Annotated in this window: 15 protein-coding genes; 7 read left to right on the top strand and 8 right to left on the bottom strand. The window is 72.9% G+C overall.

Going from position 1 to position 15,988, the window contains the following annotated elements:
• Positions 1-54 precede the first annotated feature (54 nt).
• Positions 55-684: an HAD family hydrolase gene (locus ACZ8ZB_RS15150; RefSeq protein WP_470738257.1), complete on the top strand. Its 630-nt coding sequence runs from the start codon at positions 55-57 to the stop codon at positions 682-684.
• On the opposite strand, the gene ACZ8ZB_RS15145 is transcribed toward ACZ8ZB_RS15150, so the two are convergent.
• Positions 666-950 carry a hypothetical protein gene (locus ACZ8ZB_RS15145; protein WP_470738256.1) on the bottom strand — a complete coding sequence of 95 codons (285 nt, stop codon included), beginning with the start codon at positions 948-950 and terminating at the stop codon, positions 666-668. The two genes, ACZ8ZB_RS15150 and ACZ8ZB_RS15145, sit on opposite strands and share 19 nt — an antisense overlap.
• Before the next feature lie 164 nt (positions 951-1,114).
• Here ACZ8ZB_RS15145 and ACZ8ZB_RS15140 point away from each other — a divergent pair, with 164 nt between their 5' ends.
• Positions 1,115-1,498, top strand: a complete 384-nt coding sequence (locus tag ACZ8ZB_RS15140) for a cold-shock protein (RefSeq protein ID WP_470738255.1) — start codon at positions 1,115-1,117, stop codon at positions 1,496-1,498.
• Between the two features lie 41 nt (positions 1,499-1,539).
• Here the strand turns inward: ACZ8ZB_RS15140 and ACZ8ZB_RS15135 are convergent, their stop codons facing one another.
• The 4 genes from ACZ8ZB_RS15135 to ACZ8ZB_RS15120 form a co-directional block, all read right to left on the bottom strand.
• Positions 1,540-2,454, bottom strand: a complete 915-nt coding sequence (locus ACZ8ZB_RS15135) for a 1,4-dihydroxy-6-naphthoate synthase (RefSeq protein WP_470738254.1) — start codon at positions 2,452-2,454, stop codon at positions 1,540-1,542.
• Positions 2,441-3,139, bottom strand: coding sequence for a futalosine hydrolase (locus ACZ8ZB_RS15130; protein ID WP_470738253.1), 699 nt, complete (start codon positions 3,137-3,139; stop codon positions 2,441-2,443). The genes ACZ8ZB_RS15135 and ACZ8ZB_RS15130 overlap by 14 nt, the downstream gene beginning before the upstream one ends.
• Before the next feature lie 23 nt (positions 3,140-3,162).
• Positions 3,163-3,663, bottom strand: a complete 501-nt coding sequence (locus ACZ8ZB_RS15125; RefSeq protein ID WP_470738252.1) for a DUF2771 domain-containing protein — start codon at positions 3,661-3,663, stop codon at positions 3,163-3,165.
• Positions 3,664-3,727: 64 nt separating this feature from the next.
• On the bottom strand, positions 3,728-5,161 hold the full coding sequence (locus ACZ8ZB_RS15120; RefSeq protein ID WP_470738251.1) for an MFS transporter: 1,434 nt from the start codon (positions 5,159-5,161) through the stop codon (positions 3,728-3,730).
• A gap of 343 nt (positions 5,162-5,504) precedes the next feature.
• Here ACZ8ZB_RS15120 and ACZ8ZB_RS15115 point away from each other — a divergent pair, with 343 nt between their 5' ends.
• A complete protein-coding gene (locus ACZ8ZB_RS15115) occupies positions 5,505-6,431 on the top strand; it encodes a DUF3027 domain-containing protein (RefSeq protein WP_470738250.1) in 927 nt (308 codons plus the stop codon).
• Positions 6,432-6,435: 4 nt separating this feature from the next.
• Here ACZ8ZB_RS15115 and ACZ8ZB_RS15110 read toward each other — a convergent pair whose 3' ends face one another.
• A complete protein-coding gene (locus ACZ8ZB_RS15110; RefSeq protein WP_470738249.1) occupies positions 6,436-6,867 on the bottom strand; it encodes a DUF4440 domain-containing protein in 432 nt (143 codons plus the stop codon).
• Between the two features lie 799 nt (positions 6,868-7,666).
• Here ACZ8ZB_RS15110 and ACZ8ZB_RS15105 point away from each other — a divergent pair.
• On the top strand, positions 7,667-8,272 hold the full coding sequence (locus tag ACZ8ZB_RS15105) for a dihydrofolate reductase family protein (protein WP_470738248.1): 606 nt from the start codon (positions 7,667-7,669) through the stop codon (positions 8,270-8,272).
• Positions 8,273-8,499: 227 nt separating this feature from the next.
• On the opposite strand, the gene ACZ8ZB_RS15100 is transcribed toward ACZ8ZB_RS15105, so the two are convergent.
• Both ACZ8ZB_RS15100 and ACZ8ZB_RS15095 read right to left on the bottom strand, forming a co-directional pair.
• Positions 8,500-9,105: a M23 family metallopeptidase gene (locus ACZ8ZB_RS15100; protein ID WP_470738247.1), complete on the bottom strand. Its 606-nt coding sequence runs from the start codon at positions 9,103-9,105 to the stop codon at positions 8,500-8,502.
• A gap of 352 nt (positions 9,106-9,457) precedes the next feature.
• Positions 9,458-10,720, bottom strand: coding sequence for an SLC13 family permease (locus tag ACZ8ZB_RS15095; RefSeq protein ID WP_470741488.1), 1,263 nt, complete (start codon positions 10,718-10,720; stop codon positions 9,458-9,460).
• Between the two features lie 82 nt (positions 10,721-10,802).
• On the opposite strand from ACZ8ZB_RS15095, the gene ACZ8ZB_RS15090 reads away from it, so the two are divergent.
• The 3 genes from ACZ8ZB_RS15090 (at position 10,803) to ACZ8ZB_RS15080 (ending at position 15,988) form a co-directional block, all read left to right on the top strand.
• Complete coding sequence (locus ACZ8ZB_RS15090) at positions 10,803-13,985, top strand: sacsin N-terminal ATP-binding-like domain-containing protein (RefSeq protein WP_470738246.1); 3,183 nt, start codon at positions 10,803-10,805, stop codon at positions 13,983-13,985.
• A 171-nt stretch (positions 13,986-14,156) separates the two neighbouring features.
• Entirely contained in the window at positions 14,157-14,936 is a 780-nt protein-coding gene (locus ACZ8ZB_RS15085; protein ID WP_470738245.1) for a calcium-binding protein, read from the top strand.
• A gap of 161 nt (positions 14,937-15,097) precedes the next feature.
• Positions 15,098-15,988 (top strand): DUF5707 domain-containing protein, encoded by an 891-nt coding sequence (locus tag ACZ8ZB_RS15080; protein WP_470738244.1) that lies wholly within the window; start codon positions 15,098-15,100, stop codon positions 15,986-15,988.

Here is a 15,988-nt window from a genome sequence, read left to right as displayed (position 1 = left end):
GCCCGCAGCCGGGTCAGGCACGACCGCCCGCAGGCGTTGGGCACAATGGCCCGCATGGCCCTCACCACCCCCCTCCCGCCCACCGTCGGCTTCGACCTCGACATGACGCTCATCGACTCCCGCCCCGGCATCCGCGCCTGCTACCTCGCACTGGCCGAGCGGACCGGGACGTACATCGACGCCGATCTCGCGGTCAGCCGGCTCGGGCCGCCGCTGGTGGACGAGCTGGTCAACTGGTTCCCGGCCGAGCGGGTCGACGAGATGGCGGACCTGTACCGGGAGATGTACCCGGTGTACGCCATCGCGCCCACGCCCGCCCTGCCCGGCGCCCGTGAGGCGATAGCAGCCGTACGGGAGGCGGGCGGGCGCGCGGTCGTCGTCACCGCCAAGTACGAGCCCAACGCCAAGCTGCACCTGGCCCACCTCGGGATCGAGCCGGACGCCGTGATCGGCGACCTGTGGGCCGAGGGGAAGGCGCTCGCGCTGCGCGAGCACGAGGCCACCGTCTACGTCGGCGACCACCTGGGCGACGTGCGCGGCGCACGGGCCGCCGGCGCGCTGTCCGTCGCGGTCGCCACCGGCCCGTACGCCCCCGACGCGCTGCGCGAGGCCGGCGCGGACGTCGTCCTCACCGGCCTGACGGAATTCCCGCGGTGGTTTTCGGACTACTGCTCGGACAACTGACCGGAAACCGGCCCGGAAGTCCTTCCCGCCCGCGCCCGGCGGCGTCCCGCCGCGACCGAACGCAGTACGCCCGCGCCGGCCATCAGGAATCCGACGGCCATGAACATGCTCAGCCCGAACATGTACGTCGGAAAGGGCGTCGTACCGAGGAACAACGGGGCCACGGTGACCAGAGTGGCCACGGCGCCGACGAAGAAGACGAGGGCGCCGGCACGGACCAGGCCGTCACCGGGCGCGGGGGAATTCGCTTGGATTTTGTCACGCACCGGACCAGGGTAGTTCCCAGCGCGAAGGAACAGCCGAGTGACGTCTTGTCAGCGGCCTGAAGACCATTAGCCTTGGTGGTGGCGGGTCACCGGGCCCGCCCGAGTGCTATCGAGAGCCGATTTCCGAAGCAGTTTTCCCTACGAGTACGAGGACGAGGACGGACGTGCCCACCGGCAAGGTCAAATGGTTCAACAGCGAGAAGGGCTTCGGCTTTCTCTCCCGTGACGACGGCGGCGACGTCTTCGTGCATTCCTCGGTCCTCCCCGCCGGAGTCGAGGCCCTCAAGCCGGGCCAGCGCGTGGAGTTCGGCGTGGTCGCCGGACAGCGCGGCGACCAGGCCCTCTCCCTGACCGTCCTGGACCCGACCCCGTCGGTCGCGGCGGCCCAGCGCAAGAAGCCGGACGAGCTGGCCTCCATCGTCCAGGACCTCACGACCCTGCTGGAGGGCACCCTGGTGTCGCTGGAGCGGGGCCGCTACCCCGACCGCGTGGCCGGCAAGAAGATCGCCGGCCTGCTCCGCGCGGTCGCCGACCAGCTGGACGTCTAGGACGTTCCGGCGCCCGGGACGTCCGACACGCCCGGAGCCCGTCACGGGAACCGCAGCGCGTCCGGGCCGAGGGGCGGCACCAGCCCCTCGGCCGCCGCGCGCGTGAGCAGTCCCCGTACGGCCGCGTACCCGTCCTCGCCCAGATCGGCCGTGAACTCGTTCACGTACAGCCCGATGTGCTGGTCGGCGACGGCCGGGTCCATCTCCTGGGCGTGCTCCATGACGTACGGACGCGACACCTCGGGCTCGTCCCAGGCCATCCGCACCGATGTGCGGATGGAGTCGGCGAGCCGCGTCAGCGTCTCCTCGCCCAGCGACCGCTTCGCGATGATCGCGCCCAGCGGGATCGGCAGCCCGGTGGTCCGCTCCCAGTGCTCGCCCATGTCGGCCAGCCGGCGCAGCCCGTAGTCCTGGTACGTGAAGCGGGCCTCGTGGATGACGAGTCCCGCGTCGACCTTCCCGTCCCGCACGGCGGGCATGATCTCGTGGAACGGCATCACCACGATCTTCCCGACCCCGCCCGCCCGTCGCCCACCACCGCCCTCGACCGAGGGTCCTTCGGGCCCGCCCCCCTCGGTTCCAAAGACGTCCGCCGCCCACAGCCGGAACAGCAGGTACGCCGTCGACCGCTCGCTCGGCACGGCGACCGTACGGCCCGTCAGGTCCACGCCCTCCTCCCGCGCCAGCACCAGCGGTCCGCAGCCCCGCCCCAGCGCGCCCCCGCAGGGCAGCAGGGCGTACGCGTCGAGGACGTACGGCAGCACCGCGTACGACACCTTCAGCACGTCCAGCTCACCGCGCTCGGCCATGCCGTTGGTGAGGTCGATGTCGGCGAACGTCACGTCGACGGCGGGCGCGCCGGGAACGCGGTCGTGGGCGAGGGCGTCGAAGACGAAGGTGTCGTTCGGGCAGGGGGAGTAGGCGATCCGCAGCCGCTGCTGCTCAGGGGTGGTCATGCTGGTTCCAACTCTCGAGGACGGGCGCGAGCTTCCCGAAGCCCTCGGTGAGGGCCGTCAGGGCGTCGCCGATGCGCCAGGCGGCGCGGTCGCGCGGGCCGACGGGGTTCGACACCGCCCGCACCTCCAGCACGGGCACGCCGTGCGCGGCGGCGGCCTCGGCGACCCCGAAGCCCTCCATGGCCTCGGCGAGGGCGCGCGGGTGACGGGCGCGGAGCGCGGCGGCGCGGTCGGCGGTCCCGGTCACCGTCGACACGGTGAGCACGGTCCCGGTGAGCGCGCCGGCCGCGACGGCGGCCCGCCGGACCAGGGCGGCGGGCGGACGGTGGGTGACGGCGCCGAAGCCGAGATCGGTGACCGGCAGGAAACCGCCGGCCGTCTCGGCGCCCAGGTCGGCCGCGGTGATCTCGTCGGCGACGACGAGACGGCCGAGGGGCGCGTGCGGCGGGAAGCCGCCGGCGATCCCGGCGGAGACGACCAGGCCGTAGGGCCGGCCGTCGAGGGCGGCGGCGGTGAGCGCGCCGGCCGTGGACGCGGCGGCGAGTGCCGGGCCGACCCCGGCGGCGAGCAGGTCGGGCCCGCCGGGGACCCGGTGCAGGATCCCCCCGGGGAGGGGGAGTTCCCGTACGGGCCCGGGGAACGCCCCGGCCACCGCGTCCCGCTCGACGGGGACCGCGGTGGCCACGAGAACGCGTGACGGCGACGTGATCAGTCGTCCTGCTTCTTCAGCCGGAAGGACCACAGGCCCGTGGCCGACTCCTCGCCCTCCTTGACCGACACCAGGGTCGAGTCGCCCTGGGCGCCGTACTGGGCGTTGAAGAACACACTGCCCGGGATGACCTGGTAGGTCTTCTTGCTGGAGTCGACCAGCGGCCGGCCGTTCATCAGGATGGTCCAGCCGTTGTCGGCGATGTCCGGGTCGACGCCGAAGCGCACGCTCTCGGTGGGGTCGACGGAGATCTCGTCGACGCCCTTGTCCTTCAGGCACGCTTCGAGCGCCTTGGCGTTCAGGGCCTCGCCCTCGCCACCGCAGGTGGCCTCCGAGCTCACCGAGTCGCTGCCCACCGTGATGGTGGCCATCGACGTCGGCTTGTCACAGGCGGCCAGGACGAGCAGTCCGGCGGATACGGCGCCGACGGCGGCGACGGCACGGCGGCGTCGCACAGCGCGGTGACTCAGAGCGGCTGCGCCGCGGGGCAACGTGGTCATGGGGCGAAGGCTATCTGGCGCGTCCCCCGCACTCCCCATGCGGGGGTACGGCGTGGCCGCGGTGTTACGCCACACGCGCCCGTCCCGCGTTCCCCCGGCGGGCCGAACGGATCAACCCGCGGACCGTGGCCAGCCAGCCCGCGGCGACGATCGTCGCGCCCACCGCCAGCCCCAGTGCGCCGATCAGCGGCATCACGATGCCGATCGCGCCGCCCAGCACCCACGCCGTCTGCAGCAGCGTCTCCGAGCGCGCGAACGCCGACGTCCGCACCAGTTCGGGCACGTCCCGCTGGATCAGCGCGTCCAGCGACAGCTTGGCCAGCGCCTGCGCGAACCCGGCGATCGCGGCGAGGCACGCCACTAGGACCGCGCCGAAGAACGCGGCGGCCAGGATCGCCGCGCTCACCACACACGCCACCACCGTCACGATGATGATCTCCGGGGCGCGCGAGCGCAGCCACGCCCCGACCGCCGTACCGAGCGCGTTGCCCGCGCCCGCCGCCACGCCCACGATGCCGAGCGACACCGCGGCGTTCTGACCCGTCATCGGGTGTTCGCGCAGGAGGAAGGCGAGGAAGAAGATCAGGAAGCCGGTGAGGCAGCGGATGGAGGCGTTGGCGCCGAGCGCGTGGGTGACGGCCGGGCCGACCGTGCGCAGCCCGGGGCGCTTCTCCGAGGCGCCGCGCGGGCCGTGCAGGTGCCGCTCGTCGGCGGCGAGCAGCGCCACGTCCTCGCCCTTCGCGGAGTCCACCACCGGTGGCAGCCGGAAGGACAGGAACATCCCGGTCACGAAGAGCGCGAACGCCCCGTACAGCGGCCAGCGCGGCCCGATCTGCTGCAGGCCCGCACCGATCGGCGCGGCGATCCCGGTCGCCAGCAACCCGCCGAGCGTCACTCGCGAGTTCGCCTTCACCAGGGAGAAGGCGGGTGGCAGCAGCCGCGGTACGACCGCGCTCCTGACCACGCCGTACGCCTTGGACGCCACCAGCACGCCCAGCGCCGCCGGATACAGCTCCAGTCCGCCGGTGACGACCGCGCCGGACAGGACCAGCGCGAGCAGCGCCCGGGCGAGCATCGCGCCGGCCATGGCGGCGCGGCGGCCGTGCGGGAGGCGGTCCAGGAGCGGTCCGATCACCGGGGCGAGGAGGGTGAACGGCGCCATGGTGATGGCGAGGTAGAGGGCGACCCGCCCGCGCGCCTCGTCGGTCGGCACCGAGAAGAACACGGTGGACGCCAGCGCGACCGTGATCATGACGTCACCGGCGCCGTTCACGCCGTGCAGCTCGATCAGCTTGCCGAGCCCGGACTCCCCGGCGCCGTGCGCGTGGGTCGCCCGGCGGATGCCCCGCGCGGTTCCGGTCACCGGCAGGTGCAGGGCACGCCCGAACGCGCGGAGACGGCCGCCCGCCCGGCTCGTCCCGAAGCGTCGGCCGTTGCCCCTGACCTCTTTCGGCCCACCGGTCCCGGTGGCGCCCTGGGGTGTCCTCGCGGTAGCCACGACGCCATAGTGCCCCGAGAAGGCGGTGTGTAATGCCGTATCACCGTGGACGCAGCCAGGGGTGCGGCTGTACGGCGGAACGCCGGAGGCCGCCGGGAACACGTCTCCGGGGGCGGCCGGAGGCCCCCGGAAACCGGCGCGCGGGACTCCGTAACAACCGTCGGTGTAGGCCCAGCGCACGCGAACAGGTAGCGTGCGTATCTCAGCCATCCCGCAGAATGGATGGAGGCGCGCCCGAGCACGTTGCGGCGCGGACGTCGACGCGGTCCCACTGTCCGCTCCGTCCGCCCCCCGCGCTGGGAGTGGCGCACTCGTGAGACGGCGTAGGAGAGAAGCGATACCTGTGAGCGCAGCGACAACGCGAAGCCGCACCCCCGACCGCCTGTGCGCCGAGGCCGTCGACCTCGCCCGCGCCGCAGCCGAGGAGGTCGCCGCGCCCGGGGTCGTGGGCGAGCACGAAGGGCTGGTCTCCGAGGGCGACCGCGTCGTCACCCACTTCTTCGGGTGCCACGAGCCCGGCTACCGCGGCTGGCGCTGGGCCGTCACCGTGGCCCGCGCCTCCCGCGCCAAGATCGTCACGGTCGACGAGGCGGTGCTGCTGCCCGGCCCCGACGCGGTCCTCGCACCGGAGTGGGTGCCGTGGAGCGAGCGGCTGCGCCCCGGCGACATGGGGCCCGGGGACCTCCTCCCCACCGACGCCGAGGACCTGCGCCTGGAGCCCGGCTTCTCCGGCGAGGAGGAGCCGCCGCCGAGCTCCGCGGTGTCCGGCGAGATGGCCGACCTGGTGGAGGCGGAGGACGCCGAGGTCACGGAGGGCACCCCGGCCCACCTGGCGGTGACTCCGTCCCGCGGCACGATCGCGGCGGTGGCCGAGGAACTCGGCATGCGCCGCGCCCGGGTCCTGTCCCGCTACGGCCTGCACATCGCCGCCGACCGCTGGGAGGAGTCGTTCGGCGCGAAGACCCCGATGGCGCAGGCGGCCCCCGCCTCCTGCATGTCGTGCGGCTTCCTCGCCCCCATCGGCGGTTCGCTGGGCCAGGCGTTCGGGGTGTGCGCCAACGAGTTCTCCCCGGCCGACGGCCACGTCGTCTCCCTGGCCTACGGCTGCGGCGGCCACTCCGAGGCCGCGGTCATGCCGAGGCCCCCGCAGCCGGCCCCGCCGGTCATCGACGAGACCCGCGTCGACCCGTTCCCCCTCCGCCCGTCCCCCGACTCCGGCTCGGTCCCGGCGACGGAGGACACGTCGACGGCGGAGCTGGGGCACTCGTAGGACGTCATCGCAGGTTGTCCCCCCAGCCGCCCTGGACCATGGTCTGGAACGCCCACCTCCCGTCCCGCCTGAGCAGGATGTCGGCATAGCGGAGCCGCTGGGACTCACCGTCGGCGGTCATGGTCGAGTCCGTGAAGACCACGGCCATCGAGGGGGACAGGAACACCGGGGTCCGGGTGGACTCGAAGGTGATGTCCTGACTCCCCTCGCCCATCACCCGGGTCATGACCGCGACGAACCGCTCCCGGTCCCACTGCGCCGACCGCCCGTCGCCCGCGGAGTCGTCGCTCACGAGGTTGAGGGGGAACACGGCCAGGTCCGCCATGCGCTCGACGTCACGCTTCCCGCTCGCCGCGTCGTACTCGGCGAACCACGCGTCGAGGCTCGCGCGGTCCTCGGCGGTCGGGGTGTATCCGGTGTCGGGGAGGAAGGTCATACGGGCTCCTTCGAGAGAGGGGTGGTCAAGTTTGTCTAGTGGTCGACGGGAGAGTGTCTACCTCCCGTGAGGGCTGGTCAAACTTGACTAATAATGTCTCCTGATGTGATCTGAGCCACATCGGGGGTGAGGGATGCCTACGGGCCCTCGAGGACCTCTTCGGCCTTCGGGGCGGTGACGGCGCGGGCGAGCCGGCGACGGAGGAGGTCGGGGTCGGTCTTCCTCGGTGGTCAGGCCCTCGCGGTGGGACGGCAATCCCGGCGGGGCCGAAGTCTTTTCGGGTGGTGTGCGCTGAGCGCAAGGGCGTCGGAGGGCCGGAAATCCAGCTGTGCCGGTGATGTCCACCCGCCCGAGTGACCGCGTGCCCCGGGCGGGAAGGGGCAGGGTCCGGCGGGGTTCCTCTTCCCGGAGTTCTTGAACGGGTAAGGCGCCGACGGCGCCGGAGCTTCGGATCCCGGGTTCCGGCGCCGTAAGGGGTGAACCGGGCCCGCACGGTGGCCGACGGGAGGGTCAGGACGGATTCGAGTTCCGGGATCGCGTAGATCGTCGGAGCCGTTCGCGGACGGGGCTGAGCTGAGGCTCTGACAGAACTCGAACCGCCGTTCCCGATCGCGTGAAGATCATTGCCCGACTGTGTGCACAGCGCGATCACGCACCGCTTCGGGCTCTCCGAAGCAGTGCCGCTCCGCCGACCTGATCGGCTGCGACGTCATGGGTTTTCGTCACTCCGCAGCGCGGCCGATGAGTTCCTGGCTCCCGGCCGGTCCAAGCTCGTGACAACCCAGGAAAGGACACTGCCATGTCGGAGCTTCTCGTCGACTTCATCACCTCCCTCGACGGCTACGCCTCGGGAGAGGGATGGCCCGGGTTCTGGGGCCTCGAGGGACCGGAGTACCTCGCGTGGCTCGGCGAGCAGCCCGAGGTCACCTACCTGATGGGAGCGAACACCTACCGCCTGATGTCGGGCTTCGCCGCAGGTGAGGTCCCGAGCGGCCAGGACGAGTTCAGGCCCGAAGAGGAGGCGTCCGTCGACGAGCTCACGCAAGCGTCCAAGGTGGTGTTCTCCTCCTCGCTCGAGGAGCCACTGACGTGGGCCAACTGCACACTCGTCCGAGACGACGCCGTCGAGGCGGTCCGCGCCATGAAGTCGAGCGGCTCAGGGCTCCTCAGCACGATCGGCAGCCTCAGCCTGTGCCGGTCCCTGCTGCGAGCCGGACTCGTCGACCGCTTCCGGGTCGTGATGTTCCCGGTGATCACCGGGGCCACGGGCGAAGAGCGCATCTACGACGGCTATCCGGACGTCGCCCTCGAGATGATCGAGCACCGCACCTTCGACGGCCGCATCCAGCTGGTCGAGTACAAGCCCCGCGTGCTCGAGCACCCGCCGCTCGGCGCCCCTGCGTGACGTCGTCCCGTCCGCCGGGCCGGACGGCCGCCGGGCCGGCGCCGATGGGCGCGGACGGGCGTGCGGGCCGCCGAGTTCGGCAGGGTCGTCGGCTACGGCGGGGACATGATCCACAAGATCGGGGGCGGCAAACCGGCTCCGGTCGGGGGCGGAACGCCGAAAGCGACCCCGAGGCGGGCGCGGGGCCGTTCTCGGGGTCGCTCGGGTACTGCCGGGGGCGCGGTGGGTCAGACCGTCACGCCGTGGGCGCGCAGGAACTTCGCCGGGTCCACGGCGGAGCCGTAGTTCGGGGTGGTGCGGATCTCGAAGTGCAGGTGCGGGCCGCTGGAGTTGCCGGTGTTGCCGGACAGGGCGATCTTCTGGCCGGTCTTGACGACCTGGCCGGCCTTCACGTCGACCTGCGACAGGTGGGCGTACTGGGAGTACTTCCCGTTGCCGTGGTTGATCACGACGGCGTTGCCGTACGCGGGGCCGTCGCCGGCGCCGTTGGGGCCGGCCTTGACGACGGTGCCGCCGTGCGCGGCCATCACCGTGGTGCCGGTCGGGACGGCGTAGTCCTGACCGCTGTGCTTGGACGCCCACATGCCGCCGTTCTGGGCGAAGCTCGCGGACAGCTGGTAGCTCTTCACCGGGGAGACCCAGGAAGCCGTCGTCTCCTTGGCGACGGTCTGCGCCTGGGCGGCGGTGGCAGCGCCGGGCACGGCCGTGTTCTCGGCGGCGACCGCGGCCCCGACTCCCAGGACGACCGTGGCGCCCATGCCGGCGGCCAGCACGGCGGCGCGGGGGCGGGTCAGGGGCGTACGGGGGAGACGGGACGTGACGCGCTGGAACATGAAAACCTCGTGGGTGAGGGGGCGGGGGAAGCCACCGGCGGAACGGGTCCGTGCCGTGGTGGCCGTTCCTTGGTAACGGCCACCGCCCGAACGCCGCAAAGGTGTGACCTACGACGGAAGGCCGTACTCCGGGCATGAGACGCACGTCTCTTGACGGGGGGTCCCGAGCGGGGCGAAACCCGCCATTTCAAGCTGATCCATCAGCTCTGCGCACTAAATGTCCCTTTTGTTTTCCATCGCTTTTCCACTATCCCGGGTAGTACCGGACGAAGCGCCTGTGCGGCTTGTCACCGGCGGGCCGGTCCGGCCGCCCGTCGTGTGTGGCGTGGGTCTCCGGGTCCTGCCTCCCCGCTCAGCCGCCCAGCACCTCCAGCGACACCCACAGCGCCACCGTCGACGCCAGCAGCGCCGCCGGGACGGTGGCCAGGCCCAGCAGGGTGAAGCGTCCGAGGCTGACCTCGTGGGCGTGGTGGTGGGCGATGCGGCGCCACAGGAGGGTGGCCAGGGAACCCGCGTAGGTGAGGTTCGGGCCGATGTTGACGCCCAGCAGGACCGCGAGGACCGCGCCGGGGCCGGACGGCGCGGCCAGGGGGACGAGGGCGAGGACCGCCGGCAGGTTGTTGATCAGGTTGGCGAGCAGTGCCGCCAGGCCCGCGACGGCCAGCAGGGCGGGCAGGGACGTGCCGTCGGGGAGGGCGGCGCCGAGCGCGTCCCCCAGCCCGTGGTCCAGGACCGCCCGTACGACCACGCCGAGGGCGAGGACGAACGCGAGGAACGGCAGGTCGGCCGAGCGGAGGATCGCGACCGGGGTGGTGTGGCGGCGCCCCAGGGCACGCACGGCCAGCACGGTCGCGCCGGCCGCCGCCGCCCACGCCGGGTCGATGCCGGCCGCGGACGCCACGGCGAACCCGGCGAGCGTGGCGGCCACGGTCACCAGGGCGAAGAGCGGCGGCTTCGCCGGTTTCTCCGGCACCTCGGGCGCGGTGGGCTCCGCGTCCAGGTCGGCGGCGAAGAAGCGGCGGAAGACGGCGTACTCCACGGCGATCGCCGCCAGCCACGGCAGGGTCATCAGCAGCGCGAAGCGGGTGAAGCTCAGCCCCGTGGCGGTGAACGCGAGCAGGTTCGTCAGGTTCGACACCGGCAGCAGCAGCGACGCCGTGTTCGACAGGTGCGCGCCGGCGTAGACATGGGGGGCCGGCCGGGCTCCCATCCGGGTGGCGGTGGCGAACACCACCGGCGTCAGCAGCACCACGGTGGCGTCCAGACTGAGCACGGCGGTGATCAGCGAGGCGAGGACGAAGACCGCGCCCAGCAGCCCGCGCGGCCGGTGGCGGGACCAGCGGGCCATCCAGATCCCGCAGGCGTGGAAGAGGCCCTCGTCGGCACAGAGCCGGGCCAGCACCAGCACGGCGGCGAGGAAGCCGATCACCGGTCCGAGCCGGACGGCCTCCTCCCGGACCGCCTCCAGGGGGATCGCGCCGGTCGCGATCACCACGCCGGCCGCGGGCACCGCGAACGCCGCCTCCGGCCAGCGGAACGGACGGACGACGGCACACACCAGCACCACGGCCAGCGCGGCGACGGACAACGACTCGAGCAGCACGGTCACGATCATCCACAGGGGGCGGCGGGGCGCGGACACCGCGTCCCCGGGATGCCGGGGAGCGGTACCTTCGACCTCACGCAGAAGTGGGCCGATGAGGAGAGTCAACGTGAGCAAGTTCGTGCGGCCCGCCGCCGAGGGCGCCGACCCGTTCGGTACGGCGCGGCTGCGGCGCGGGGTCCTGGACGCCTGGGTCACCAGCCCCGCCCGCTTCCGGGAGGACGCCAACGCCGAGGAGGACCTCGTCCTCGGCGGGTACCGGGACCGCCTCGTCGTCGAACTCGCCCAGAACGCCGCCGACGCCGCCGCCCGCGCGGGCGTGCCGGGACGGCTGCGGCTCACCCTGCGCGACGGCGTCCTCGTCGCCGCCAACACCGGGGCCCCGCTGGACGCGGCCGGCGTCGAGTCGCTGTCCACGCTGCGGGCCTCCGCCAAGCGGGACACCTCGGACCGGACCGTGGGCCGGTTCGGCGTCGGCTTCGCCGCCGTCCTCGCCGTCACCGACGAGCCCGCCGTCGTCGGCCGGCACGGCGGGGTCCGCTGGTCGCTGGCCGAGGCGCGGGAGATCGCGGGGGACACCGCCCGGCACAGCCCCGGCCTGGGGGACGAGATCCGCCGCCGGGACGGGCACGTGCCGCTGCTCCGGCTGCCGTTCGCCGCCGAGGGCACCGCGCCCGCCCCGTACGACACGGCCGTCATCCTCCCGCTGCGCGACACCGCCGCCGCCGATCTCGCCGAGCGGCTGCTGCACGCCGTCGACGACGCCCTGCTGCTCGCCCTGCCCGGCCTGGAGGAGGTCGTCGTCGAGACCGGGGACGCGGAACCCCGCACGGTGAGCCGCCGCGTCGAGGACGGACTCACCGTCGTCGAGGACTCCCTCCCCCACTCCCGGCTTCGCTCGAGCGGGGGGACCCCCACCGGAACCACCCGCTGGCGCACCGCCGTCGCGCACGGTCCCCTCACCCCCGAGCTGCTCGCCGACCGGCCGGTCGAGGAGCGGCTGCGCCCGCACTGGTCGATCACCTGGGCCGTCCCCGTGGACGCCGACGGCAGCCCCGCCCGGCCCCGCACCAGCGCCGTCGTGCACGCGCCCACCCCCAGCGACGAGCCGCTCGGCGTGCCCGCCCTGCTCATCGCCTCCCTCCCGCTGGACTCCACCCGCCGGCACGCCGCCCCCGGCCCGCTCACCGACTTCCTCGTGCAGCGCGCCGCCGACGCCTACGCCGGACTCCTCGCCGACTGGCGCCCGGTGACCGCCGGGATCATCGACCTGGTGCCGGGCCCGCTCGGCAAGGGCGAACTGGACGGCGCCCTGCGCCGGGCGATCCTCGAGCGGCTGCCCCGTACGTCCTTCCTGCCGCCGGCCGCCGCACCGCTCGAGCGGGACGACGACTCCGACCTGCCCGAGACCCTGCGTCCCAGGGACGCCGAGGTCGTCGAGGGCGCGGGCGCGGACACCGTACGGGTGCTGGCCGACGTCCTCCCCACCCTGCTGCCCGCCGGTCTCGAACGCCGCGCGGAGCTGCGCACGCTGGGCGTGGCACGGGTCCCGCTCACCGACGCGATCGACCGGCTGGCCGGCCTGGAGAAGTCCCCCGACTGGTGGCGGCGGCTGTACGACAGCCTCGCCGGGGTCGACCCGGACCGGCTGTCCGGGCTGCCGGTGCCGCTGGCCGACGGCAGGACGACGATCGGCCCCCGTCAGGTGCTGCTGCCCGGCGCGGAGGCCGCCCGGATCGACCCCGAGGTGCTGGCCCGGCTCGGGCTCAAGGTCGCCCACCCGGACGCCGCCCACCCCCTCCTGGAGAAGCTGGGCGCGCTCCCCGCCACCCCGCGCGCCGTCCTCACCACCCCGCAGGTGCGGGCCGCCGTCGCCGCCTCGCTCGACGACGAGGGCGGGGTGAACTGGGAGGAGGACGCCCCGGACGCCGAGGAGCTCGCCGACACCGTGCTCGGCCTGGCGCGCGACGCCGGGCTCGAACCCGGCGACGAGCCCTGGCTGGGCGCCCTGGCCCTGCCCGACGAGGACGGCGAACTCTCCCCGGCCTGCGAGCTGGTCTTCCCCGGCGGACCGTTCGCCCAGGTCATGCGGGAGGGTGAACTCGCCGCGGTGGACGCCGAGCTGGCCGACAAGTGGGGCGAACAGCCGCTGGCAGCCTGCGGGGTGCTGGTGGACTTCGCGCTGATCCGCGCCACCGACGTCGTCCTCGACCCCGACGAACTGGAGCCCCGCGAGGGGGACTTCGCCGAACCCGATGACGCCGGCCTGCTGGACGCCGTGGACGTGTGGAGCGAGGACGTCCTCGACCGCTTCCCGGACAGCCCCGTCCCGCCCGTCGCCACCGAGATCGTCGCCGTGCGCGACCTCGACCTCGTCGACGACGACCAGTGGCCCCGCGCCCTCGCCCTGCTGTCCCGTCCCCCGCTGCGCGACGCGCTCGTCCAGCCGGTGCGGATCCTGCTGCACGACGGCACCCACGAGGTCGTACGGCCGTACACCGCGTGGTGGCTGCGCGGGCACCCGGTGATCGGCGGGCGCCGCCCCGCCGGACTGCGCGCGGCCGGCGGCGACCCGCTGCTGCGCGGCCTGTACGACGAGGCCGACGCGACCGGGTTCGAGGACGAGCAGGTGCTGCGGGCGCTGGGCGTACGGACCTCGGTGGCCGCCCTCCTCGACGAGCCCGGCGGCGCGGCGGAGCTGCTGGACCGCCTCGCCGACCCCGACCGCCCGGTCACGGCCGCGCAGCTGCACGCCCTGTACGGCGCGCTGGCCGAACTGGACCCCGAGCAGGTGACCCTGCCGGACGAGCTGCGCGCCGTGGTCGACGGCCGGGTCGAGGTGGTGGACGCGGCCGACGCGGTGGTCGTCGACTCGCCGGACCTGCTGCCGTTCACCTCCGGTGTGCCGCTGTTGCCCGTACGGCCGGCGCGGGCCGCCGAGCTGGCCGAGCTGTTCCAGGTGCGGCGGCTGAGCGAGTCCGTCACCGGCGGGGTGGACTCCGAGGGCACGGAGCACGACGTGCCGGAGCCGGTGCGGGTGCTGCTGGGCCCGCGCACCCCGGCGTCGTACGTCGAGCACGAGGAGCTGGTCGTCGACGGCGTGGAGATCGACTGGCGCCTCACCGGCGACGGCGTCCTGCACGCCGCGACCCTGGAGGGCGTGGCCGCGGGCCTCGCCTGGGCGGCGGGCCAGTGGCCCCGGCGCTTCGAGGTGGCGGCGCTGCTGGAGGACCCGTCCCGCACCGAGGAGTTGGCGCGGGACCGCTGGTTCGACTAGCCCGGGGGATCCTGCACGAATTTTCCACTTCCCGTACAACCATGTGACCGAACGGTGCATCTGATCGGGTGAGTCAACAGACTCCCCGATCATCCGGGGCCCCGGCCGACGACGAGCCGTACGAAACGACCAGAGCCGGGGCCCCCTTCTCCACCGTGGGGAACACAACACATGCGTATTCGCGCCACCGTGGCCGCCGTCTCCGGCGCCCTGGCCCTGTCCGCCCTCGCCGTCCCGGCCGCCCACGCCGACGACTCCGTGGGCGACACGAAGATCTCCAACGTGGTGGTCAACGGCGGCAAGTCCGTCGTCGTCGGCGCCACCGCCGCCAAGAAGGCCACCGTCACCTTCACCGTCACCGACAACTCCGGCGTCAAGTGGGCGCAGGCCATCCTCTACCACGGCCCGAACATCGAGGCGTCCGACGCCGGAGCCGTCGCCGACAGCGGCGACGGCCGGGCCAAGTGCACCAAGGTCAACGCCACGAAGTCGACCTGCACGTCGACCTTCACCCTGGAGCCGGGCTACGACATCATCAACGCGTCCGCCGGCACCTGGAAGACGTGGGCCGTCGCCAAGGCCAAGGACGGGAACTACACGCAGAAGGACAACGTCAAGAGCTTCAAGGTCCAGCGCGCCTCCAAGCTCACCGTCAACGCCTCCCCCGAGCCGGTGAAGAAGGGCAAGACCGTCACGGTCACGGGCAAGCTGTCCCGCGCCAACTGGGAGACCGGCAAGTACGCCGGCTACACCGGCCAGTCGGTGAAGCTCCAGTTCCGCAAGAAGAGCTCCAGCACCTACACCACGGTCAAGACCATCAAGACCAACTCCAGGGGCGAGCTGAAGACCACCGTCAAGGCCTCCGCCGACGGCTACTACCGCTACGCTTTCGCGGGCACCTCGACCACCCCGGCGGTCAACGCCACGGGTGACTACGTCGACGTGAAGTAACTCGCTTTCCCCTACCGGCAGTTCACCTCGCGGATGCCAGGGTGAACTGCCGGTGTCGTCTCCGCCAACCCTTCGCACGGTGTGCAACCAGTCGCTTCCGCCACGGATCAGATCGTGTGAGTCATCAGACTCCACCGTCACCCTGTGGGGGGATCCAACACATGCGTATACGTACCACCGTGGCCGCCGTCACCGGCGCCCTGACCCTCTCCGCCCTCGTCGTGCCGGCCGTCGCACAGGCCGCCGACGACACCCGGCCGTCCTTCGGGGCGACCGTCAGCGAGACCACCGCCGACCTCAAGGCCGGCCTGAAGGCCGACGCGTCCGCGCCCGCCGCCCGCAGCGGCGCCCCCGCGAAGGCCGCCGCCGCGCTCGACGTCACCGTCTCCGGCGTGTCGGTCAACAACAACAAGGACGTCGTCGTCGGCACGACCGGCACCTACACCGTGCCGCTCACGTACACCCTGAACCACACCGGCGACCTGGGCGTCTACGGCACCGCCGCGATGATCTACCACGGCACCTCGGTCGACGACGCGACCTGGGGCTTCGCCTCCGACGACGCGGCCGCCTGCACCGAGGTCTCCTCGACCGCCCTGAAGTGCTCGACCACCGTCACCTTCCTGCCGGCCGAACTGCTCAACGAGGACGCCGGTACCTGGCGCGTCGGCGTCGTCGTGGTCACCGAGAACGACGAGGTGACCCTGGAGAACGTGGGCACCCGCAAGGTCCTGCGCACCTCCAAGGTGACCGTCGACGCCGCTCCGGAGCCGGTGAAGAAGGGCAAGACCATCACCGTCACCGGCAAGCTGACCCGCGCCGACTGGGACACCAACACGTACGTCGGCTACGGCGGCCAGTCGGTGGTCCTCCAGTACCGCGCGAAGGACTCCAGCACCTACGGCAACGTCAAGGGCATCAAGTCCACCTCCACCGGCGCCCTGAAGACGACCGTCACGGCGAGCGCCAGCGGCCACTACCGCTTCGTCTTCAACGGCTCCCCGACCGGCGGCAAGGCCACTGCCACCGGTGACTACATCGGCGTGCAGTAA

It is taken from the genome of Streptomyces sp. 12E (assembly GCF_055633275.1).
This window is presented reverse-complemented; position numbering and strand designations above follow the sequence as displayed.

Excerpts from the sequence above, each read along its gene's own strand:
- ACZ8ZB_RS15100 (WP_470738247.1), bottom strand. The coding sequence starts at position 9,105 with ATGTTCCAGCGCGTCACGTCCCGTCTCCCCCGTACGCCCCTGACCCGC.
- ACZ8ZB_RS15125 (WP_470738252.1), bottom strand. The coding sequence starts at position 3,663 with ATGACCACGTTGCCCCGCGGCGCAGCCGCTCTGAGTCACCGCGCTGTG.
- ACZ8ZB_RS15110 (WP_470738249.1), bottom strand. The coding sequence starts at position 6,867 with ATGACCTTCCTCCCCGACACCGGATACACCCCGACCGCCGAGGACCGC.
- ACZ8ZB_RS15095 (WP_470741488.1), bottom strand. The coding sequence starts at position 10,720 with ATGATCGTGACCGTGCTGCTCGAGTCGTTGTCCGTCGCCGCGCTGGCC.
- ACZ8ZB_RS15085 (WP_470738245.1), top strand. The coding sequence starts at position 14,157 with ATGCGTATTCGCGCCACCGTGGCCGCCGTCTCCGGCGCCCTGGCCCTG.
- ACZ8ZB_RS15080 (WP_470738244.1), top strand. The coding sequence starts at position 15,098 with ATGCGTATACGTACCACCGTGGCCGCCGTCACCGGCGCCCTGACCCTC.
- ACZ8ZB_RS15105 (WP_470738248.1), top strand. The coding sequence starts at position 7,667 with ATGTCGGAGCTTCTCGTCGACTTCATCACCTCCCTCGACGGCTACGCC.
- ACZ8ZB_RS15135 (WP_470738254.1), bottom strand. The coding sequence starts at position 2,454 with ATGACCACCCCTGAGCAGCAGCGGCTGCGGATCGCCTACTCCCCCTGC.
- ACZ8ZB_RS15090 (WP_470738246.1), top strand. The coding sequence starts at position 10,803 with ATGAGGAGAGTCAACGTGAGCAAGTTCGTGCGGCCCGCCGCCGAGGGC.
- ACZ8ZB_RS15150 (WP_470738257.1), top strand. The coding sequence starts at position 55 with ATGGCCCTCACCACCCCCCTCCCGCCCACCGTCGGCTTCGACCTCGAC.